The following is a 20,908-nucleotide window of genomic DNA, read 5'->3' as shown; positions in this document are numbered from 1 at the left end:
GGCCTCAGCTGCCCGGGAACCCCTCGGGGTTCTGGGACTGCCAGCGCCAGGTGTCGGCGCACATGTCGTCGATGGTCTTGGTCGCGTGCCAGCCCAGCTCGGTGTTGGCGCGCGTCGGGTCGGCCCAGAAGGCGGGCAGGTCGCCGGCGCGGCGCGGACCGATCTCGTACGGCAGCTCGCGGCCGACCGCCCGCTCGAACGCCTTCAGCAGCTCCAGCACCGACGTGCCGGTGCCGGTCCCGAGGTTGAACGCCCGTGCGGGCTCCACCATGTCGTCCAGGTGCTCCAGCGCCGCGACGTGCCCGGCGGCGAGGTCGGTCACGTGCAGGTAGTCGCGCTCGGCCGTGCCGTCCGCCGTCGGATAGTCGTTGCCGAACACCGTGAGCTTGTCCCGACGGCCCACCGCGACCTGCGCGATGAACGGCATCAGGTTGTTGGGGATGCCCTGCGGGTCCTCGCCGATGTCGCCGCTCGCGTGCGCGCCGACCGGGTTGAAGTAGCGCAGCAGCGCGACCTTCCAGCCCTCGGAGATCTGCGCGATGTCCGTCAGGACGCGCTCGATCATCACCTTCGTCTGCCCGTAGGGCGACGACGAGGACAGGTGCTCGTAGTCCTCCCGGTACGGCACGGGGGCCTTCTCGCCGTACACCGTGGCCGACGACGAGAACACCAGCTTGGTGACCCCGTACTTCGCCATCGAGGCGGCCAGGGCGAACGTGGAGTCGAGGTTGTTGCGGTAGTACTCCAGAGGCTTCGTCACCGACTCCCCCACCGCCTTGAAGCCCGCGAAGTGGATCACGGCGTCGATCCGCTCGTGCGCGAACAGCCGCTCGGTCTTGTCGGCGTCGGTCAGGTCGAAGCCGTGGAAGGGGATCGCGCGACCCGCGAGCGCCTCCAGGCGGCCCTGCACCGAGGGCTTCGAGTTCGAGAAGTCGTCGACGACGATGACGTCGTGACCGGCGGCTACCAGGGCAAGGACGGTGTGTGAGCCGATGTAGCCGGCTCCACCGGAGACGAGAACGCGCATGCCTCCAAACTACCGGCTCGGTCGCGCACGCCCTCATCGGTGAGACGGGCTGTGGCCGGACCCTGGCGGGACGGGCCCCGGCGGGCCGGGCGCTGGTACGTTCGCGCGCGTGACGGTCCCCGAGGCGATGCTCCTGTTCGCGCTGGTCGCGATCCCCCTGACGATCATGCCGGGCCTGGACAGCGCGCTGGTGCTGCGGACCGCCGTCGTCAGCGGCCGCAGGCACGCCTACGCCACGGCCCTCGGCATCAACGCGGCCGTCCTGGCCTGGGGAGTCGCGGCCGCCGTGGGCGCGACGGCGGTGCTCGCCGCCTCCGAGGCGGCCTACCGGGCGCTCACCCTGGCGGGCGCGGCCTACCTCGCGTGGCTCGGCGGCCGGATGCTGTGGTCGAGCTTCCGCGCCGGGCGGTACGACGCGCTGCCGGACGGCGCTCTGCCCGACGTCGTGCCCGGCCCTGTGCGTTCACCCTGGAGGTCCTTCGCCCTCGGCGCCACGACCAACCTGCTGAACCCCAAGGTCGGCGTCTTCTACCTGGCTACGATCCCGCAGTTCCTGCCCGACGGCGTGCCGCACCTCCTGATGGGCCTGCTCCTGGCCGTCGAGCACGACGTACTCGGGCTGGCCTGGCTCGCGCTGCTGATCAACGCCGCGGGCCTGGCGAAGCGGTGGCTGTCCGGGCGCGCGATCGCGCGGGTGACCGACCGGGTGACCGGCGTCGTGCTGCTGGTCCTCGCCGGGTGCATCGGCTGGAACGCGCTGACGGGGCAGGCCCGGGCGGTCTGACAGCCCGGGCTGATCTCGGTTCCTGGCGGCGAAACCGCCTCCTACCGGCGCACAGCCTGCCCGGCTTCCGCACGCACCGCGTCGAGCATGTCGTCCACGGAACCCGCCGGGTCGGTGACCGGCGCCTGGACCTGGCGCACGGTGCCGTCGGGTGCGATCAGGAGCGTGGTCCGCTTGAGGCGGTCCGTCCCGGCGGCGCGGAACACGGGCAGGCGCAGGGCGGACGCCGCCAGGCCGTCCTGGTCCGAGGCCAGCCGATAGGGCAGCTCCGCGTGCGCCGCGAAGGCCGCGAGCTGGTCGGGGCGCTGGGTGGCCACGCCGAGCACGCGCGCCCCGGCGTCGGCGAGCGCCGCGGTGCGCCCGGCGTAGGTGACGCACTCGAGCGTGCAGCCGCGGGTGCCGGGGATGTCGCCCCAGCCGGCGGGGTACCCGTCCGTGTCGGGGGCGTAGGCGCCCGGGAAGAGGAACAGCACGGTCCAGCGGTCGGGGTCCACGAGGCCGACGGCGGTGCCGTCGTGGGCCGTGAGCGTCACGTCCGGCACCCGCGTCCCCACGAGGGCGTGCACACGCCGCGCCTCGGCGTCGCCGACGGCGCCCGAGACGGTGCCGTCGCCCATCACGTGGCGCGTCCCCCACTCCTGCAGCGCGACGAGCACGGGCACGAGCCCCTCGCCGCGGCGGGTGAGCCGGTAGTCGAACCGGGGCGGGTGCGCCGAGTACGGGACCCGCTCCAGGACGCCGTCGTCCACGAGCCGGCCGAGGCGTTCGGTCAGGGCCCGCCTGCTGAACCCGAGCTCGTGGGCGAGGGCGTCGAAGCGTGAGACGCCGGCCGCGGCCTCGCGCACGATCAGCAGGCTCTGCCAGTCGCCGATGACGCCGAGCGACTGCGCGATCCCGCAGTCGGCGTCGGCCAGGTCCTCCTTGCGCATGCGCGCCATCCTCTCGCACGTCGTCGTCCGGGTGCTGTCACTCGGTCGCGGCGCCGGGCCGTGTTGCGCCCGCCGCCGTCCTTCTGCCACTGTACGGGCAGTCGGTTCCAAAATGGAACCCACTACTTCGGCCCATCACCCGACCCACCCGGAGGCACCCCAAATGACGACGACGGCCCCGACCGCCGCACGCTCCTTCTGGACCTTCTGGGCGGCCACGACGACCAGCAACATGGGCTCGGCGGTCACGAAGATCGCCCTGCCGCTGACCGCCGTCCTCGTGCTCGACGCCGGACCGTTCGAGACCGGGCTGCTCGCCGCGGCGTCCTACCTGGCCTGGATCGTCATCGGGCTGCCCGCCGGCGCGATCGTGCAGCGCTGGCCGCTGCGCGGCACCCAGATCAGCACCGACCTCGTACGGGCCGCCGCCATCGCCTCGGTGCCGCTGGCCTGGTGGGCCGGACACCTGACCCTGGCCCAGCTGTTCGTCGTGGCGCTCACGCTCAACCTCGCCGAGGTGCTCTTCTTCAGCGCCAGCACGACGTTCATCACCTCCGTGGTGCCGCGCGACCAGCTCACCAGCCGCAACTCGCTGATGTCCGGGACGCACGCGGTGACCGAGCTCGGCGGACCCTCGCTGGGCGGGCTGCTCGTCCAGCTCGTCGGCGCGGCGCCCGCGCTGCTGCTCGACGCGGTGTCCTACGTCGCCTCCGCCGTGCTGCTCCGCACCCTGCCCGAACGCCGCCAGCCGGGCGACGACGACCCGACCCCGCTGCGCCGCCGGATCGCCGAGGGCTGGCGGTTCGTCACCGGCCACCCCGTCCTGGCGCCGTGCACCTGGTGGGCGTGCGTGGTCAACACGGTCTGCGGCGCCCAGCTCGCCCTGTTCGCGATCTACCTGGTCCGGGAGCTGCACGCGCCCGCCGCCGTGGTCGGGCTGCTGCTGGCGACCGAGGGCGTCGGGGCGTTGCTGGCTGCCTGGGCGACACCCTGGCTCGTGCGACGGTTCGGCTCGGCGCGCGTCGTGCTGTTCGACGGGCTCGTCGGGTTCGCGGGTGCCCTGCTGATCCCCGCCGGCGCCGGCCACTGGGGCTGGGTCTGCTTCGCCGTCGGCAACCTCGTCTTCGCGGCCACCGTAGTCCCCGGCAGCATCGTCACGCGCACCTACCGGCAGGTCGCGAGCCCGCCCGAGCTCCTGTCCCGCGTCATGGGCACCGTGCGCTTCGTGTCCTGGGGCTGCATCCCGCTGGGCGGCCTGATCGCCGGGGCGGTCGCCGAGACGGCCGGGACCCGCGCGGTACTGCTCGGGTCGGCGTTCGTCATGCTCGCCGGCCCCGCGATCCTCGCGGCGAGCCCCGTGCGACGCCTGCGGAACCTGGAGGACTACGCGAGCGAGCCGCAGCCCGCCGCGGCGTGAGCCGTCCGCGACACGCTGCCCTCCCATCCTCCCGACACACCGCTTGCCGACACGCCCCGCGTGCCCACGACCAGGCGGAACGCCCCGACTACGCTGCCCCCGTGGCGTACACCGAGCAGCGCACCGACTCCGAGGGCCGCACCGGCTACATCGGGCGATACCGCGTCGACGGCCGCCTGCGCAGCACCCGCCGCTTCACCGTGCGGCGCGAGGCGCTCGCGGAGGCGCGGCGGCAGGAGGAGGCGGGCAAGCACGCCGAGTGGATCGACCCGTCTGCGGGCCGCGTCACCGTCGCCGAGTGGTTCGCGACCTGGCAGGAGGCCCGCGTCGACCGCGCGCCCCGCACCATCGAGGCCGAGCGCGAACGCTTCCGCTCCCTGGTCGCCCCGGCCTTCGGCGACCGGCCGCTGCGGCAGGTCACCCACGAGGACGTCGCCCGCTGGGCCGCCACCATGGCCTCCCCCACCACCGGGCAGACCGCCTCGCCCGCCCGGCGCCGGGACGCGGCCCGCCTCCTGGTGGCCCTGCTCGACGCCGCCGTCGACGCGCGGCGCCTGCGCACCAACCCCGCGCGGACGCCGTCGGGCAAGGTGCCCGCCCTGCCGCGCGCCCCGAAGACCAAGCCGCACCGCTACCTGTCGCACGAGCAGCTCCGGCGCGTCGCGGACGCGACCACCTCCGCCCAGACCCGCACCCTCGTGCTCCTTACTGCCCTGACCGGGCTGCGCTGGGGCGAGGTCAGCGCGCTGACGGTGGACGACGTCGACCTGCTGCGCCGGCGGGTGCACGTCACCAAGGCGTACACCCGCCTGGACGACGGCACGCTCCTGCTCGGCGACACCAAGACGCACGCGCGCCGCGAGGTGCCCCTGCCGGCGTCCCTGGCCCCGGCCGTGGCCGAGCAGGCGGCGGGCCGGGCGCGCGGCGACCTGCTGTTCACCGGCACCCGGGACACCGCGCTGCGGCGCGAGAGCTTCGACCGGTCGGCGTTCCGGCCCGCCGTGCTGGCGGCCGGCCGCGCCGTCCGCACCCTGCGCGAGGCGCTGGGCCTGTATGACGGCGGCCTGTACGACGACGGCCGCTACGCCGGCGGGCCGTCCGTCACAGGCACTCGCGCCACGGGCCTGTACGACGACGGCGTGGTCGCCGCGGTGCGCCGGCTCCAGTCGGACGCCGGCCTGGAGGCGACCGGGATCTGCGACCCCGCGACGTGGTCCCTGGTCGCGGACCAGGACCGGGCGCGCGAGACGATGACGCGGGGCGAGAAGGTGAGCCGCACCCGGCTGCTGGCGGCGCTGTCGCGCACCACGCTGGGGCCCGGCGCGGAGGACTTCGACACGCTCACCCTGCACGACCTGCGCCACACCGCGGCGTCCCTGGCCATCTCGGGCGGCGCGACGGTCAAGGCGGTGCAGCGGATGCTCGGGCACGAGTCGCCGGTCCTGACGCTGTCCACCTACGCCGGGCTGTTCGAGGACGACCTCGATGCCCTCGGCGAGACGATGAGCGCGGCATTCCAGGCGACCGCCGTCGTGCCGGGGACCGACGCGAGCGTGTTCGACGGGCCGGCGGGGGTCACGCCGATCCGGGCCGTGCGGAGCAGGGTCGGCTGAGCTGGGTGGGCTCAGCAGGGCGGCCTGACCTGCACGTCCACGTGTCCCAAACTTTTTTCTCGCGGATCGGCGATCCTGATGTCGAGAACGCGAGGAGGGCTCCGTCCTAGGGTCGAGGGCGCAAGACGGCGTCCGTACCGCGTCCACGACGCAGGGCCCACAGGGCCTGTGACCCAGGGAGAGAACCATGGCGAAGTACCTGCTGCTGAAGCACTACCGGCGCGGCGGCCCGGCGTGGCTGCCGGGCACCGACGTCCCGATGGACCAGTGGACGCCGGAGGAGATCACGGAGCACATCGACTACATGCGCCGGTTCGCTGACAAGCTCACCGAGAGCGGCGAGTTCGTCAGCGAGGGCGCGCTCGCGCCGGAGGGCACGTTCGTCCGGTACGACGGCGAGGGCCGCCCGCCCGTGACCGACGGCCCGTTCGCGGAGACCAAGGACCTCATCGCCGGCTGGATGATCATCGACGTCGAGTCCCAGGAGCGGGCCTACGAGGCGGCGGCCGAGCTGTCCGCGGCACCCGGCGCCGGCGGCCGCCCGATCCACGAGTGGCTCGAGGTGCGGCCGTTCCTCGGCGAGGACCTGACGATCAGCGAGTGACCTGCCGGCGCAGCCCGAGGAGAGGCCTGGTGTGGACCACGACGCGGTGAACGACCGGATGCGGACGCTGGCGCCGCAGGTCCTCGGCGTCCTCGTCCGTCGCGGAGCAGACTTCGCGACGGCCGAGGACGCCGTCCAGGAGGCCCTCATCGAGGCCGTGCGGCACTGGCCCGAGGACCCGCCGGACGACCCGAAGGCCTGGCTGCTGCGCGTGGCCGGCCGCAAGCTCATCGACGCCCAGCGGTCCGAGGCCGCCCGACGCCGGCGGGAGGAGCGGGTCCACGACGAGCCGCCGCCCGGTCCCACCGAGCAGTCGGACGACACGCTGCTGCTCCTGAGCCGCTGCTGTCACCCGGCGCTGAGCCCGGCGTCGGCGATCGCGCTGACGCTCCGGGCCGTCGGCGGGCTGACGACGGCCCAGATCGCGCGGGCCTTCCTGGTCCCCGAGGCCACGATGGCGCAGCGGATCTCGCGCGCCAAACGCACCCTGGCCGGACAGCGGTTCGACCAGCCGGGCGACGCCCGCGCGGTGCTGCACGTGCTGTACCTGATCTTCAACGAGGGGTTCACCGGCGAGATCTCGCTGGCGGACGAGGCGATCCGGCTGACCCGTCAGCTCGCGGTCGCGTCGGCGGCACGTCCGGAGGGCATCGATCCCGAGATCTCCGGCCTGCTGGCCCTGATGCTGCTGCACCACGCCCGCCGCGACGCCCGGTACACCGGCTCGGGCGAGCTGGTGCCGCTCGACGAGCAGGACCGCTCCCGGTGGGACACCGCGATGATCAGCGAGGGGGTGGAGGTGCTGCAGGACGCCCTGGCGCGGGACCGGCTCGGGCAGTACCAGGTGCAGGCCGCCATCGCGGCGCTGCACGACGACGCCCCCACCGCGGAGGAGACCGACTGGCCGCAGATCCTCGAGTGGTACGACGAGCTGGCCGGCCTGACCGACAACCCGGTCGTGGCGCTGAACCGCGCCGTCGCCGTCGGGCAGGTCGACGGCCCGCGGGCAGGGCTCGCGGCCCTGGCCGAGATCGACCCGAGGCTGTCCCGGTGGGACGCCGTGGCGGCCCACCTGTACGAGCGCGCCGACGACCACGCCGCGGCGATCGACCACTACACGGCCGCAGCCGACCGGGCGGCGAGCTCGGCCGAGCGCACGCACCTCATCAAGCAGGCGGCGCGGCTGCGGGCGGCTCGCTGAGGCATGCCTCCAGGGCGGCGGCCCCCGCGAGCAGGGCCCGTCCGCGGTCGGTCAGGCGCCCGTGCCACTCGTGCAGGATCGCCTCCAGGGGTTCCAGCCCGCCGGCCGTGCGCACCTGGCCGATCAGCGGGGCGATCTGCTCCAGGAGGTACCCGCCGCGCCGGAGCTGGTGGGTCAGCCGGGCGTCCCGCTGCGCGGCCGCGTCGTAGACCCGGTAGCCGGTCTGCGGATCGCGCCGCGGGCGCACCAGGCCCGCACGTTCCCAGGTACGCAGGGTCGCGGGCCGAATCCGGAGCGCGGCGGCGAGCGGGCCGATGAAGGTGTCGCCGGGGCGCGGGGCGTCCGGTGCCGTCCTGGTGAGGGTGCCGCGTCCCCGGTCCGCGTTCGTGCTCGGCTGCCGCTTCGTCTTCCTCTCCGTCCCCGTCTTCGTCTCCGAGGGGTCGAGGTCCCGCAGGGCGTCCTCGACGGCGCGGAGCGTCCTGCGGTCGTCCAGGAGCTGGGCGTGGCTCTCGTCGATCAGGCGGAACGCCTCGCCGACCGCGCCGTCGTGCACGGCCCGCATGATCGCGGCCGCCGTCCGATGCCTGTGCCCGGGGACCAGGGCGAGGAAGGCGCGCAGGGCGCTCGCGTGCCGCGGCGTGTAGGCGCGGTACCCGGACGGCGTGCGGACGGCGGCCGGGAGGATGCCGGCGTCCTCGTAGTTGCGGACCGCCTGCGTGGACAGACCGTGCTCCCGTGCGAGGTCGACCGGCCGCAGCCGAACGGCACTTTGAGGGTTCTGCCGCATCCACCCACCTGTTCTGCGCGCTGTTCCGGGCTTTGTTGCGGACACTGCCTGGGTCCAGGTCTCAACCGAGACGTCAACGATACCGTTGAGGGAATGGTGAGAGACCTCCAGCACACCGTTCACCCCCTTGACGCCGCCGCCGTCCTGCGCCTGTTCCCGGGCCGGCCGCAGATCCTCGCCCTGGGCGAGCCGACCCACGGCGCGGGCGCCCTCCTGAGGCTGCGCAACGAGCTGTTCCGGCAGCTCGTCGAGCAGGAGGGTTACCGCACGATCGCCCTGGAGACCGACTGCCTCGCGGGGCAGGTCGTGGACGACTACATCGTCGCCGGCGAGGGCGATCTCGACGACGCTCAGCGCGACGACACCCAGCCCGACGAGATCGGGCCCGACGGCGCCGTGCTCGACGACATCATGGCGCGCGGGTTCAGCCACGAGTGGGGCTCCTTCCCCGCCAACCGCGAGCTGGTGCGCTGGATGCGCGCCTGGAACGAGCGTGCCCGCGCCGAGGGCCGCCCCGACGCCGACCGGCTCCGGTTCGCGGGCTTCGACGGGCCGCTGGAGATCCAGGCGGCCGCGAGCCCTCGGGCCGCGCTCACGGCCCTGTACGAGTACCTGTCCGCGCGCGTCGACGCCGAGCTGCTGCCCTGCACCGCGGACGTGCTCGACCGGATGATCGGCGCGGACGCCCGGTGGACCGAACCCGCCGCCATGATGGACCCGGCCCGGTCGGTGGGGCAGTCCGCCGAGGCCAGGGAGCTGCGCCTGCTCGCCGACGACCTGGCTGCGCTCCTCGACTCGCACGCCCCGCAGCTCATCGCCACCTCCGCGGTGCAGGAGTGGGACCGGGCGCGGCTGTACGGACGCACCGCGACCGGCCTGCTGCGCTACCACTTCTGGATGGCCGACCCCTCGCCCGCGCGCATGACGCGGCTGCTCGCGGTGCGCGACGCCATGATGGCGGACAACCTGCTGGCGCTCGCGGAGCGCGGCCCTGTGCTGGTCAACGCCCACAACAGTCACCTGCAGCGCGGTTTGAGCACGATGCGCATGTGGGACCACCCGCGGCTGGAGTGGTGGGGTGCGGGCGCCCTGGTGAGCGCCCGGCTCGGCGAGCGGTACGGGTTCCTGGCCTCGGCGGTCGGCACCATCCGGCACCACGGCGTGGACGACGCGCCGTCGGACAGCGTCGAGGGGGTTCTCTCCGCGCTCGGTGCTGACAGGAGCGTCGTCGACGCCCCGGCGCTGTCCGCGCTGCTCGAGGGCTCGGTGGCGCGGGTGTCACCCTGGTTCGGTTACGCGCCGCTGGACCCGGCCCAGCTTGCCGACCTGGACGGGGTCGTGTTTCTCCAGGACGTTCCTGAGGACTGATCCTGCGTCTGCGCGCCGGTGCGCGTGCCGGTCCGGTCGGATCGTCGGCCGAGGTGGCGTGGATCTGAGGCCGATCTCCCGCGGATTCGACGCTCACTATCTGCTCTGCGGAGGCCGAGTAGTGCCCTGCTGGGCGCTCCTGAGCACTGATACCTGGCCGTTTTTGCATCTTCTACGCACCCGCTTCAGGAAAGCGGGTGCGTAGTGTGTGGAGTGAAAGTAGGAGTAGGATTGCGCTACTACTCGTACTACTACGAGCAGAAGCAATGACTAGCGAAGCAATGACCGTCGAAACCGGGGACTGCGGAAACCGGGACGGTCGAGACGACGACGTGAGCGGGGAACGACGTGCGGGACAAGGAACGGGTCTTCCAGGCGGCGGACGCACTGGCGGCCGAGGGTGCGGCGCTGACCGTGACGAACGTCCGCGAGCGCGCCGGCTGCTCCAATGCGACGGCCACGAAGTACCTGCGGGAGTGGCGCGACGCGAGGACCGCCGAGGACGACGCGCGCAGCGCGCTCCCCGACGTGCCCGCCGCGGTGAGCGCGCTGGCGGAGCGCGGCCTGGAGGCCCTGTGGGGTGCGGCGGTCGAGGCGGCACGGGCGGAGCACGAGGCGGCAGCGGCGGCGTCGGAGGAGGCGCTGAGCGCCGTCGTCGGCGAGGCGGACGCCCTGGCGGCGCGCGTGGACGAGGCAGACGCCGAGCTCGCGCAGTTCCGCGCCCTGCTGGAGACCGCGCGCGAGCACGCGCGGTCGGTCCAGGACGAGCGGGACGCGGCCGAGGAGGCCCGGTCCGACGCAGCGACGTCCGCCGCCAGGCTGGTGGGTGAGCTCGACGCCGCGCGGCGGTCGCTGGAGGCCGTGCGCGACGAGCTCGCCGAGGCCCGGGCGGGGGCTGCGGCCGCCGAGCGCGCGCGGTCCGAGGCGGAGTCGGCGCGCGCGCAGGCGGAGGGTGCCGCCGTCGGCCTGCGGGAGTCCCTGACGGACGTGCGCGGCGCGCTCGAGGCCGCACGGGGCGACGTCGCGCAGGCGAACCGCGACCGGGCCGCCGCCGATGCGGCGCGAGCCGGCGCCGAGGCCTCCGTCGCCCGGCTGGAGGGTGAGCTGTCCGCGTCCCGGGACGCGCTGGAGGCCGCGCGCAGGCAGGCGACGGACGCCGACGAGGCGCGCGTGGCGGCGATCGCCGGCCAGGCCCAGGCCGAGGGCACCGCCGCGGGGCTGCGGGAGGCGCTGAGCGCGGCTGCTCAGCGGGTCGACCCGTCCGGGACCGAGCCCGCCCCCGCAGCGCAGGCGGGGTGAGGCAGGCGGGGTGAGACAAGGCGGGGTGAGGCACGGGCGAAAGAGCGCGTGAAAACCGCCCCTGAGCACGAAGAACACCCGCGCGCTGCGGCGAGTGTCAGTGTCCGGTGCTGAGATGGCGGCATGAGCCTTCGAGGATTTTCCACCATCAACTACTGGGCCGACGACGTCGCCGCGGCCTCCGCCTGGTACACCGAGGTGCTCGGCGTCGAGCCCTACTTCCAGCGTTCTGGACCGGACGGCACGCCCGCCTACGCCGAGTTCCGGATCGGGGACAACGAGGCCGAGCTCGGCCTCGTCAGCCGGGCCTACGCGCCCCCGGGGCTGCCCGACCAGCCCGGGGGCGCGCTCATGTACTGGCACGTCGACGACCTGCAGGGCACGGTGGCCCGTCTGCTCGACCTGGGCGCCACCGAGTACCAGCCCGTCACCGAGCGCGGGCACGACTTCGTCACCGCCGCGGTCGTGGACCCCTTCGGCAACGTGCTCGGCGTCATGTACAACCCGCACTACGTCGAGCAGTTCGGCGCGGCCGCCGGGGCGGAGTAGCCGCTCCGCACGCCACGTCCACCTGGTTCAACGGTTATCCACAGATTTCATCTGAGCCCAGCAGATCGAATATGTGTTCGATAGAATCGGAGGGTCAGCACAGCAACGGACCAGGGCGGGGGTGACACGAGATGGACCGCACGCCAGTGCCTCCACCTGAGTCCCGTCAGGCCTGCGGGCCGCGTGCCCTCGAAACCGTGCTGAGCGAGCTGGACGTGCTCGCCGACGAGCTGGTGGCCTCGGCGGGACCGGACGCGGTCGACGGCGTCGGCGAGTCCTCCAGCACGGGTGGTGTCGCGGTCCCCCGGCTCGTGGACGCCGCGCCAAGGCTGCGTGCGCTCAGCGCCCGTCTCGACACGGTCCGGCTGACATGGCTGCCCGTGATCGAGGCTCGGCATCCCTGGCAGGCCACGGGGGTGCGGACGTTCTCGGCCTGGCTCGCCAGGACGGAGAACGTCAGCACCACCACCGCCAACCGGGAGGCCCGCACCGGCCGGGTGCTGCGTGACCACCTGCCCACGACCCGCGCGGCGGCCCTCGCGGGTGATATCGGCGTCGACCACGTCCGCGCCCTGGTGGACGTCGCGCCCACCAGTGAGGCACGCAAGGCTGCACTGGCCGCGCCGATCGAACCGGAGGAACTGCCGGAGTTGCCTGTCAGGGCCTTGGAAACCCCGGCTGGCGGCGGGGACCGTGCGGACGACACCGGCGCAGACCTGGAGGACGACGTCGTCGACGGCGAGCCCCTGGCCGAGCCTGCCACCACGGACGGCGACCCGGAGACGGCGGGCGACAGCAGCCCGGCTCGCCCGGCGATCACCGGCGAGGGGTATCTGACGGGGCTGGCCGGTGCTTGCGACCCGGCGCGCTTCCGTCGGGTGCTGAAGCGGTTCGGCCAAGTCGCGGATCCCGACGCGGACGACCGCGGCTACCGGGAAGCGACCGAGCGGGAGCACCTGGAGGTCTCGCCGACGTTCGGGGGCTGGCACGTCAACGGCTTCCTCACCGACGAGCACGGACACCTGCTGTCGACGGCGCTCGGCGCGATGATGGGCGCCCCGGCCGCCGGCGACGACCGCACACCCACCCAGCGCCGGGCACAGGCGCTCGCCGACCTGGCGCGCGACGTCCTGGACAACGGCCGCGTCGGCTCGGGGGCCGCGGTGCGTCCGCACGTCCACGTCACCGTGTCCCTGACGGAGCTGCTCCGGAGCGGGCGGACGAACACCCACGCCGAACAGACCGGGGCGACCGGTGGTGGCCAGCGCGGTGCCGGCCCGAGCCGGATTCCTGACGCGGCCGGCTCACGGCACGGGTCCGGTGGCACCGGACCAGATCTCGACGGCGGTGCCGCCGGTAGCGGCGCGCTCCGTCCCGGGGACCTGACGGCGCTGACCGCCCAGCCTGCGACGTTCACGGGCGCGTCCACGACGGGGAGCGTCGTTCCGCGCGACCTCCTGCGCCGGCTTCTGTGCGACGCCGAGGTCACGCGGGTCGTGTTCGGTGCCGACGGCACCGCGATCGACGTCGGACGGGCCCAGCGCACGGTGACCGGGCAGATGCGCAAGGCCGTGATCGCCCGTGACCAGCACTGCGTCTACCCCGGCTGCGATCAGCCACCCAGCCGGTGCGAGGTGCACCATGCGCTGCGGCACTGGGCCGACGGCGGCGAGACGTCCGTCGCGAACTCCGCCCTCTTGTGCTGGCATCACCACACGCTGGTGGACACCACCGGAGTCACGATGTCGTGGGAGCCCGGTCCGACACCGGACCAACCAGGGCGGTGGAGCTTCACCAGCTGCCACGGTCGCCGGATCGGGCCGCCGTGGGCCCGGGACCGGGCTGCCTGATGTCTCCTGCGCGATATCTCCTGCGTGCTGCAGGCGGTCGTGAGAGTGCGCAGTCGTGACAGCGCGCAGTTGTGGAGGTGCGTAGTTGTGGAGGTGCGCAGCCGTGGGAGCGGCCGTCACGAGGCCCGGCCGTCTGCGCACCAGACTGACGTGACCGAGATACGGCGATCCAGGACACGCTCCTCGTCCCCCGCTAGGTTGCCGGGGTGACTTCCGCACCCGTGCCCGCCGTGCCCTCGACTTCGGTGCCTTCGAATGCAGCGCCCTCGCCTTCGGTGCCTCCGACCTCCGCGTCAGAGATCATCAGCGCTCTGCTCGACCTGACGGCCTGGACCGTCTTCGACGTCGACCCGGAGGGGCGGATCCTCGCGGGGAACGACGAGTCCGGCAGCATGCAGCTCGTCGAGATCGCGCCCGACGGCACCCGGACACAGCTCACGGCCCTGCCCTCGCGCTGCTCCGGCCGCTACGTGCCGGGTACGCGTCGTGTGGTGGTGCAGCACGACAACGGCGGCGACGAGCAGATGCAGCTCAGCCTCCTGGACATCGAACCCTCCGTGCCGCCAGCCAATCTGCCTGCTGGTCTGCCCGCAGATCTACCCACCGGCCGGGCCGCTCGCCTGCCCGCCACGCTCGCCGACCTGACTCCCCTGGTCCACGACCCCGCGTACAAGCACGACCTGGCCGACGTGTCCGCCGAGTCCGTGGTGTTCTTGACCAACCGACGCGACGGTGTCGACTTCGACGTCGTGGTGCACGACCTGGCGACCGGCTCCGAGACCACGCTGTACGACGGCGGCGGGTACCTCGTCGACGCCGTCGCCTCCCACGACCGGCGCTCCGTGGCGATCACGACGCTGAGCAGCAGACCGCGCTCCACGCAGGTCCTCGTCGCCGGAGGCGAGATCGCCGCGAGCTCAGCTACTGCAGGGACGACCGGGGGCTCCGGCACGACGAGCCAGACCCCGGAGCCGCACACCGGACCGGCACGTCCCGTCGCCGTCACCGCGGCCGACGAGCACGCGCACCACACCCACGTCGCCTGGGCGGCGGGTGACCACGCGCTGGTCATGACGTCGGACCACGAGCGGGAGTTCGCCGCCGTCGTGCGGGTGCGTTCCGGCGACGGCGTCCCCGCCTCCACCGGAGCCGACGGGACCGTCTGGGAGACCCTCGTCGCGGCCGACGACCACGACCTCGAGGTGGTCCTGTCGCCCGACGGCTCCGCAATGGTCGTGGGCCACCACCAGGACGGCGTCACCACCCTGGTCGTCCACGAGCACGACGGCACCCACCGCTGTGACGTCACGCTGCCCGACGTCGGCGTGCCCACCGTCATCTGGGCCCCGGACTCCTCTCGATTCGCCGTGCACCTGACCGCCTCCGGCGACCCAGGCTCGATCCACCTCGTCGACGCCGCCACCGGCGGTGTCTCCACCCTCGTCGACGGCCGCGCCCAGATTCCCGAGGGCCTGCCGATCTCGCTGCCCACGGTGCACCGCGTCCCCACCCCGGACGGCGAGCAGATCCCCTGCTTCGTGTACCGGCCGGCTGGCACTGAGCACGCTGGCACGGCCCGCACCGGCGACGAGAACGACCACGCCCAGTACTCCACCACCGGGAACGCCGCCGGCACCACCGTCGCCGGCGCCTCCGTGGTCCTCGTGCACGGCGGACCCGAAGGCGAGGCGAACCGCCTCTTCTCCCCCGTCATCCAGGCGCTCGCCGGCGCCGGGTTCACCGTGCTGGTCCCGAACGTCCGCGGCTCGGCCGGCTACGGCAAGCGCTGGGTCAGCCTCGACGACGTCGACAAGCGCCTGGACTCCGTCGCCGACCTCGCCGCGCTCCGCGCCTGGCTGCCCGAGCTCGGCCTCGACGCCGACCGCAGCGCCCTCTGGGGCGGCTCCTACGGCGGGTACATGGTGCTGGCCGGCACGACCATGCAGCCCGGCCTATGGGCCGCGGGCGTCGACATCGTCGGCATGTCGTCGCTCGTGACCTTCCTCGAGAACACCTCCGAGTACCGCCGCGCCGCCCGGGAACGCGAGTACGGCAGCCTCGAGCACGACCGCGACTTCCTCGTCACCGCCTCACCCATCACCTACCTCGACCAGCTCCGCGCACCGCTCTTCGTGATCCACGGCGCCAACGACCCGCGGGTGCCGCTCTCCGAGGCGGAGCAGATCGCGGCGGCGCTCGCGGACCGCGGCATCCGGCACGAGCTGCGGGTCTACCACGACGAGGGGCACGGCCTGGCCAAGCGGGCGAACCGGAAGGACGCCTACCCGGCCGCGATCGAGTTCCTCACGGAGATCCTCGGGCGGTGATCCTCGGGCCGTGAACCCGGGCAGTGCTCCGGCGGCGACGAGACGTCAGATGACGAGACGTCGGGCGGCAGGACGTCGGGCGGCAGGGTCGGCCGGCAGGGCGGACGGCTACCCTCGGGACGTGACCCGCGAGCAACGCCGCCTTCGCCTGTCCGTCGACGACCAGATCGAGCACCGGTACCTCGAGGTGCCGTTCGAGATACCTCCGGGGCGGGACATCGACGCCCTGGAGGTCACGCTCTCCTACGACCGCGACGCCGCCGTGATCGACCTCGGGTGCCGCGACCCGAAGCGCTGGCGCGGCTGGTCGGGCGGTGCCAGGTCCCGGTTCGCGATCGACGCGCGGCCGGGATCTGGCGGGACCGGCCCGGGCAGTCGCGGATCAGCCGTACCCGGCGACCGCGCCGACAGTGGCGGCCGCGCGACTCCCGGGTACGAGCTGGGTGAGCTCGTCCCGGGCCCCTGGGCCGTGGTGCTCGGCCTGCACAAGCTGTCCGCCGAGCCGGTAGACGTCACGGTCACGATCGCCACCGGTTCCGACGCCGGCCCCGTCGAGGGCGAGCCGTCCGCGCCGCCTCCGCCGTCGGGCGCCCCCGCCGGATCGGGCCCCGGAAGACGCGGCCGCACCCGCCTGGGGCGGGACCTGCCCGCGCCCGACGGCCTGACCTGGTACGCGGGCGACCTGCACGCGCACACCACGCACTCGGACGGGACGCTGAGCATCGCCCAGCTCGCGGCGGCCGCCGTCGGCCGAGGACTGGACTTCCTCGCCGTGACCGACCACAACACCGTCTCGCACCACGCACACCTGCCCGGGGTCGGCGCCGTGTACGACCTCTGCCTCCTGCCCGGGCAGGAGGTCACCACCCACGCGGGGCACGCCAATGCGTTCGGCGACATCGGCTGGGTGGACTTCCGCCGTCCGGCGGCGCAGTGGTTGTCCGACGTCGAGGGCCGTGGCGGTCTGCTGTCCGTGAACCACCCGCTCCAGGACGACTGCGGCTGGCAGTTCCCCGTACGCACCGGGTTCCTGGAGCTGTGGCACATCTCGTGGTTCCTCGACCTGACCGCGACGGGACCGTGGGCCTACCTGCGCGGCTTCGGCGGGGCACCCCGCAACCCCGTGTTCCTGGGCGGCAGCGACTTCCACACGCCCGACCAGGGCTTCCCGCCCGGCACGCCCACGACCTGGGTCGCCGCCGAGGACCGCACGCCCGACGCGATCCTCGACGCCGTCCGGCAGGGGCGTACCGCGATCAGCAGGTTCCCCGGGCCGGGCGAGCCGGTCCTGGTGCGCGTGGGCGACGACCTGGTCGCCGTCGACGCGGACGGCACCGTCCTGGTGGAGGGGGTGCCCGACGGCGGCACGGACCGCCGTCGCCGGGTGCGGGGCGACCGCGTGACATTCTCCGCGCCGCCCGAGCACGGCCCCTACCGCCTGGAGGCGGCCGACCGGACCCTGCTCGCGATCAGCGCGTGAGGGGCACGTCGCCCGCTCCGTCGTCGCCCGGGTCGTGTTCGCGCGTTCCGTGGCCGTTCGTTCCCTGGCCGTCCGTTACAGCGCGGTCGGTTACAGCGCCGTCCGTTACAGCGCGGTCGGATACAGCGCCGTCGGTTACAGCGCGGTCCGCTCCGTTGCGGTCCGCTCCGTCGCCGTCCGTCACAGCGCCGTCGGTTACATCGCCGCTCGGCCGGGCGCCCGCCACCTCCGGCGCCGCTGGCAGGCGGATGAACCGTGACACCGCCGTGCCGAGGACGAGCAGCGCGAACGGGTACACGGACAGGTACACGCGGAACGCCTGCCCCGGGTCGGGTCCGGGGTCCGCGCCCGACCGGTAGCCGAACCACAGCGCGAGCGACGCCAGCGCCGCGGCCGTGATCAGGCCGTTGAGCCGGCCCAGCGCGCCGAACGCGGCCAGGAACAGGCCGCTGCGGTGGGTGCCGTGGCGGGCGGCGTCGGCGTCGAGCACGCGGGCGATCACCAGGTCGTTCGTCGCCAGCACGCCCGAGTACCCGACGGCCACCGCGAGCCCGGCGAGGATCCCCGTGATCAGGTCCGTCGCGAAGTACAGCGGCACGAACCCGACGGCCGCGACCGGCAGCGCGAGCCGCCACGTCCAGGCCGCACCCCTGCGGCGCACGACGGCGGCCCACACGCTCAGCATCCCGATCGACACGGCGATCACGACGAGCTGCAGGATGCTGGCGTCCAGCGCCGAGCCGCCCAGCGAGTGCTCCACGTACAGCTGCAGCCCGCCCAGCACCAGCGCCATCGCCGCGCCGTAGCAGGCGTTGACCAGCCCGACCGTCCAGAAGTGCGACGTCGACAGGATCTGCCCCACCGACCGGAAGAACTGCGGCTTGGGCTCAGCGTCGAGCGCCGGGTCCTCCCGCACGCCGAACGCGGTCCACAGGATCACCGCGGCCGCGACCACGCCGAAGATCACCGCGAGCCGCCCGTACCCGACGGCGGAGCCCTCCGTGCCCAGCACGTTCCGCGCGAGCACCGGCGTCAGCGCCAGCGCGATCACCAGGGCGATGAGCTGGGCGCCCTGCCGCACAGCGTTCGCCGTCGCGCGACGCCGCTCGTCGGTGAACAGCTCCGGCAGCAGCGCGCCGTAGCTGGCGTTGATCAGGGAGTCGGCCATCTCGGTCGTGATCGCGAAGACCGCGAACCACACCGCCAGCCCCACCGCGGACTCCGCCACGGCGCCCGGCACGGAGAACAGCGCGATCGTCGTGGCCGTCAGCACCAGCGCGCCCACCACCAGGTACGGCCGGCGCCGTCCCCAGCGCGAGCGCGTCCGGTCGGACAGGTAGCCGAACACGGGGTTGTCGAGCGCGTCCAGCACCCCGTAGATCGCGTACACGGTCGCGTAGACGACGGCGTCCAGGCCGAGCAGCTCCACGTACACGTAGAGCATCGAGCCCTTGACCAGATTGATCGGCAGGGACGTGCCGAACATGCCGGCGCCGTAGCGCAGCGGCGACGTCCTGCCCGCGCCGGTGCCCGCTTCACTACCGGCCCCGCCGCCCACAGGGCCGCCTGCACCGCCGCCCGCACCACTGCCCGACGCCGGGTCCGGCCCGGCGGACCCCGACGGAACTCCTGCCTGCGGCGCTTCCACGGCGTCCTCGGCCTCCACGCGGGTGAGCCTACTCACCACCCGCTGACCAGGTCGATGCCTTCCCGCTCGATCTCCCGGATGAAAACCGGGTCGCCCAGCAGCCGCAGCTCCCACGTCCGCTTGCGCCACCACGTCGCCGACGCCTCCCGCAGCCGCGCGGTGTCGGGCGCCGGGTGCAGGAAGATCTCGCTCGTCCCCTCGGGCAGCCGTCCCAGCAGGCGCAGGTAGTGGTCCCGCAGCGACTCGTAGTCCCGGGCCTCCGCGTCGCCGCCGCGATGGGTGGCGATCACCTCGGGCAGGCGCACCCCCGCCGCGTCGGCGGCGACCACGGCGCTCGCGTGCCGCGCCCGGATGTCGGCCGTGGCCAGCACCGGGTCGCCGTCGCCGTACAGGTCCAGGCTGCGGGGCAGGCGGAACGCCAGCCCGTGCCGCGCGCAGAACCCGATCGCCTCGCCGAGGTAGGAACGGCCCTGGAGGCCGTACAGGGTGCCCTGGTGCGAGTCCAGCCGCCGGGGCGGCGGCGCGCCGACGGCGGCGGTGGCCCGCGTCAGCGCGTCGAACTGGGTCGCGATGCGGTCGACGACGTCGTCGAAGCCGCCCGCCGGACCCGGCGTCGGGAGCACGACGTGCACCCCGGGCGCGACGTCGGGCGCGGACCGGGCGACGAGCCCGACGGCGCGCACCGCCCCCGGGCTCTCGCTCTCGCTCTGGTTCTGACTCTGGCTCTGGCTTGCCGGTCTGTCCGCGCCGTCCCGGTGCGGCCCGTCGTCCCGTTCGCCCCCGGCCTCAGCCTCAGCCTCAGCCCAGTCTTCAACCCAGTCCTCAACCCCGTCGCCCGGTTCCGTGGTGATCACCCCTACCGCCGTCAGCGGCGAACCGGCCAGGAGGGCGGCGATCTCGCGGTCTGCGTCGGGCTCGGTCCCGGCGTCGTCGGCGGTGAGGACGAGGCTGCGCGTCATACGCCCAGTCTGGCCCAGCCGACCAGGAGTCGACCCCGTCCCAGGCGTCTGACCTGGAACGTTTCTCGGTCAAGGCAGCTCAGCTCAGCTCAGACAGCTCTGCTCAGCTCCGGTCGCCCTGCCCGGCTAAGACGACCCTGCTCAGCTCGGCCGGCCCTACCCGGATAACCGGCTCACGTCTCTCCGACGACGCTCGTGCCGAGCACCGCCCGCGCCTTGCCGAGCGCCACCTCGAGCTCCCAGGGCGTCGTGACGTGCGGGATGTCGGACGTCACGCAGGACGGCTTGCCCGTGTGCAGCGTCAGGCTGGTGCCCAGGCTGTCCGCCCGCCAGACACCGGGCCCCACCACCTCGAACTCGCCCGCGTCGTTGCGGTGCAGCACCACCACGTACTCGCGCCCCTTGCGCAGGATGGACGGCAGCTCGGCCCCCGGGGGCGACGACGCCGAACCGACCTGCGTGACGGCGAGCACGTCGTCCTGGCCGACCGCGCCGAGCAGCACCTTCCGCAGCTCCAGCTCGGTGCGGGTGTACGGCACCCGGTCCACGACGTCGACGCCGGAGCGGCCCGCCTGCACCAGCACGACGACGTCGGCGTCCGCGACGAGCTGCTCGACCGACCCGTACTCCTCGGGAGCCGTGAAGTTGGCGGCGCTCGCGCCCTGGCCGCAGCCGCTGAGCAGGCCGACGACGACGCCGCCCGCGACGACCCCGCTCAGGGCGAGGAAGCCGAACCTGGCCCGCGTGCACGTACGCATCAGCCGCTCCCGCCCCCTCGTCGTGTCCACGGAAATGCCGGTCTCATCGGATCCCCGGTCTCGTCGGATACGAGGTCGGCGCCCACTGATAGAGAGCGACAGGTCGCGGCGCCTGGTGCGGCTGCTTCATGTACTCGCTTGCAGTGCAACGAATGCTGCCCCGTGGCAACAACCCGGGACAAGACCCCACCAGGGCGAACCCACGTCGCCGGGCCCCTTTTTTGCCGCCATCTGGAAACTCGGCAAAGAACCGCCGAGACGGAGGGAAAGCAGACGGAAAACGGCCGGGTGGCACCGCAGTCTCGCGG

General features: G+C 73.6%; 17 protein-coding genes. 11 read left to right on the top strand and 6 right to left on the bottom strand.

What is annotated here, in order from left to right; translation table 11 throughout:
• Positions 1-4: 4 nt before the first annotated feature.
• Positions 5-1,027 (bottom strand): UDP-glucose 4-epimerase GalE, encoded by a 1,023-nt coding sequence (galE, locus tag ACFWEJ_RS14410; RefSeq protein WP_377229887.1) that lies wholly within the window; start codon positions 1,025-1,027, stop codon positions 5-7.
• Between the two features lie 109 nt (positions 1,028-1,136).
• Between galE and ACFWEJ_RS14405 the strand changes: the two genes are divergently transcribed.
• Positions 1,137-1,811: a LysE family translocator gene (locus ACFWEJ_RS14405; protein WP_377229886.1), complete on the top strand. Its 675-nt coding sequence runs from the start codon at positions 1,137-1,139 to the stop codon at positions 1,809-1,811.
• 41 nt (positions 1,812-1,852) lie between these two features.
• Here the strand turns inward: ACFWEJ_RS14405 and ACFWEJ_RS14400 are convergent, their stop codons facing one another.
• On the bottom strand, positions 1,853-2,740 hold the full coding sequence (locus ACFWEJ_RS14400) for a winged helix-turn-helix transcriptional regulator (protein ID WP_377229885.1): 888 nt from the start codon (positions 2,738-2,740) through the stop codon (positions 1,853-1,855).
• Between the two features lie 163 nt (positions 2,741-2,903).
• On the opposite strand from ACFWEJ_RS14400, the gene ACFWEJ_RS14395 reads away from it, so the two are divergent.
• The 4 genes from ACFWEJ_RS14395 to ACFWEJ_RS14380 all read left to right on the top strand — a co-directional run bounded on the left by ACFWEJ_RS14395 (position 2,904) and on the right by ACFWEJ_RS14380 (position 7,575).
• Positions 2,904-4,157 carry an MFS transporter gene (locus tag ACFWEJ_RS14395; RefSeq protein ID WP_377229884.1) on the top strand — a complete coding sequence of 418 codons (1,254 nt, stop codon included), beginning with the start codon at positions 2,904-2,906 and terminating at the stop codon, positions 4,155-4,157.
• A 101-nt stretch (positions 4,158-4,258) separates the two neighbouring features.
• A complete protein-coding gene (locus tag ACFWEJ_RS14390; protein ID WP_377229883.1) occupies positions 4,259-5,770 on the top strand; it encodes a tyrosine-type recombinase/integrase in 1,512 nt (503 codons plus the stop codon).
• 187 nt (positions 5,771-5,957) lie between these two features.
• The gene (locus ACFWEJ_RS14385) at positions 5,958-6,374 is read left to right on the top strand and encodes a YciI family protein (protein ID WP_377229882.1); all 417 of its coding nucleotides are present in this window, start codon (positions 5,958-5,960) and stop codon (positions 6,372-6,374) included.
• A gap of 31 nt (positions 6,375-6,405) precedes the next feature.
• Positions 6,406-7,575, top strand: coding sequence for an RNA polymerase sigma factor (locus tag ACFWEJ_RS14380; protein WP_377229881.1), 1,170 nt, complete (start codon positions 6,406-6,408; stop codon positions 7,573-7,575).
• Here ACFWEJ_RS14380 and ACFWEJ_RS14375 read toward each other — a convergent pair.
• Positions 7,541-8,362, bottom strand: coding sequence for a MerR family DNA-binding transcriptional regulator (locus ACFWEJ_RS14375; protein ID WP_377229880.1), 822 nt, complete (start codon positions 8,360-8,362; stop codon positions 7,541-7,543). The two genes, ACFWEJ_RS14380 and ACFWEJ_RS14375, sit on opposite strands and share 35 nt — an antisense overlap.
• 93 nt (positions 8,363-8,455) lie before the next feature.
• On the opposite strand from ACFWEJ_RS14375, the gene ACFWEJ_RS14370 reads away from it, so the two are divergent.
• The 6 genes from ACFWEJ_RS14370 (at position 8,456) to ACFWEJ_RS14345 (ending at position 17,235) form a co-directional block, all read left to right on the top strand.
• Entirely contained in the window at positions 8,456-9,730 is a 1,275-nt protein-coding gene (locus ACFWEJ_RS14370) for an erythromycin esterase family protein (protein WP_377229879.1), read from the top strand.
• A 348-nt stretch (positions 9,731-10,078) separates the two neighbouring features.
• Positions 10,079-11,029 carry a DNA-binding protein gene (locus tag ACFWEJ_RS14365; RefSeq protein WP_377229878.1) on the top strand — a complete coding sequence of 317 codons (951 nt, stop codon included), beginning with the start codon at positions 10,079-10,081 and terminating at the stop codon, positions 11,027-11,029.
• A gap of 123 nt (positions 11,030-11,152) precedes the next feature.
• Entirely contained in the window at positions 11,153-11,578 is a 426-nt protein-coding gene (locus ACFWEJ_RS14360; protein WP_377229877.1) for a VOC family protein, read from the top strand.
• 197 nt (positions 11,579-11,775) lie between these two features.
• On the top strand, positions 11,776-13,428 hold the full coding sequence (locus tag ACFWEJ_RS14355; RefSeq protein ID WP_377229876.1) for a DUF222 domain-containing protein: 1,653 nt from the start codon (positions 11,776-11,778) through the stop codon (positions 13,426-13,428).
• A gap of 275 nt (positions 13,429-13,703) precedes the next feature.
• Positions 13,704-15,755: an alpha/beta fold hydrolase gene (locus ACFWEJ_RS14350; RefSeq protein ID WP_377229875.1), complete on the top strand. Its 2,052-nt coding sequence runs from the start codon at positions 13,704-13,706 to the stop codon at positions 15,753-15,755.
• A 121-nt stretch (positions 15,756-15,876) separates the two neighbouring features.
• Positions 15,877-17,235, top strand: coding sequence for a CehA/McbA family metallohydrolase (locus ACFWEJ_RS14345; RefSeq protein ID WP_377229874.1), 1,359 nt, complete (start codon positions 15,877-15,879; stop codon positions 17,233-17,235).
• Here ACFWEJ_RS14345 and ACFWEJ_RS14340 read toward each other — a convergent pair.
• From ACFWEJ_RS14340 to ACFWEJ_RS14330, 3 genes are all read right to left on the bottom strand, one after another.
• Positions 17,225-18,901 carry an MFS transporter gene (locus ACFWEJ_RS14340; protein ID WP_377229873.1) on the bottom strand — a complete coding sequence of 559 codons (1,677 nt, stop codon included), beginning with the start codon at positions 18,899-18,901 and terminating at the stop codon, positions 17,225-17,227. The two genes, ACFWEJ_RS14345 and ACFWEJ_RS14340, sit on opposite strands and share 11 nt — an antisense overlap.
• A gap of 14 nt (positions 18,902-18,915) precedes the next feature.
• A complete protein-coding gene (locus ACFWEJ_RS14335; RefSeq protein ID WP_377229872.1) occupies positions 18,916-19,842 on the bottom strand; it encodes a ChbG/HpnK family deacetylase in 927 nt (308 codons plus the stop codon).
• 173 nt (positions 19,843-20,015) lie between these two features.
• Positions 20,016-20,600, bottom strand: a complete 585-nt coding sequence (locus tag ACFWEJ_RS14330; protein ID WP_377229871.1) for a hypothetical protein — start codon at positions 20,598-20,600, stop codon at positions 20,016-20,018.
• Between the last annotated feature and the right edge of the window lie 308 nt (positions 20,601-20,908).

Source organism: Promicromonospora sp. NPDC060204 (assembly GCF_042728455.1).
Taxonomy (GTDB): Bacteria; Actinomycetota; Actinomycetes; order Actinomycetales; family Cellulomonadaceae; genus Promicromonospora.
Note: the sequence above shows the minus strand (reverse complement) of the source record. Positions and strands in the feature narration are given on the sequence as shown.

What these genes read in the sequence shown, in the direction of transcription:
- galE (WP_377229887.1), bottom strand. Translation starts at nt 1,027, where the DNA reads ATGCGCGTTCTCGTCTCCGGTGGAGCCGGCTACATCGGCTCACACACC.
- ACFWEJ_RS14400 (WP_377229885.1), bottom strand. Translation starts at nt 2,740, where the DNA reads ATGCGCAAGGAGGACCTGGCCGACGCCGACTGCGGGATCGCGCAGTCG.
- ACFWEJ_RS14395 (WP_377229884.1), top strand. Translation starts at nt 2,904, where the DNA reads ATGACGACGACGGCCCCGACCGCCGCACGCTCCTTCTGGACCTTCTGG.
- ACFWEJ_RS14385 (WP_377229882.1), top strand. Translation starts at nt 5,958, where the DNA reads ATGGCGAAGTACCTGCTGCTGAAGCACTACCGGCGCGGCGGCCCGGCG.
- ACFWEJ_RS14375 (WP_377229880.1), bottom strand. Translation starts at nt 8,362, where the DNA reads ATGCGGCAGAACCCTCAAAGTGCCGTTCGGCTGCGGCCGGTCGACCTC.
- ACFWEJ_RS14370 (WP_377229879.1), top strand. Translation starts at nt 8,456, where the DNA reads ATGGTGAGAGACCTCCAGCACACCGTTCACCCCCTTGACGCCGCCGCC.
- ACFWEJ_RS14360 (WP_377229877.1), top strand. Translation starts at nt 11,153, where the DNA reads ATGAGCCTTCGAGGATTTTCCACCATCAACTACTGGGCCGACGACGTC.
- ACFWEJ_RS14335 (WP_377229872.1), bottom strand. Translation starts at nt 19,842, where the DNA reads ATGACGCGCAGCCTCGTCCTCACCGCCGACGACGCCGGGACCGAGCCC.
- ACFWEJ_RS14330 (WP_377229871.1), bottom strand. Translation starts at nt 20,600, where the DNA reads ATGCGTACGTGCACGCGGGCCAGGTTCGGCTTCCTCGCCCTGAGCGGG.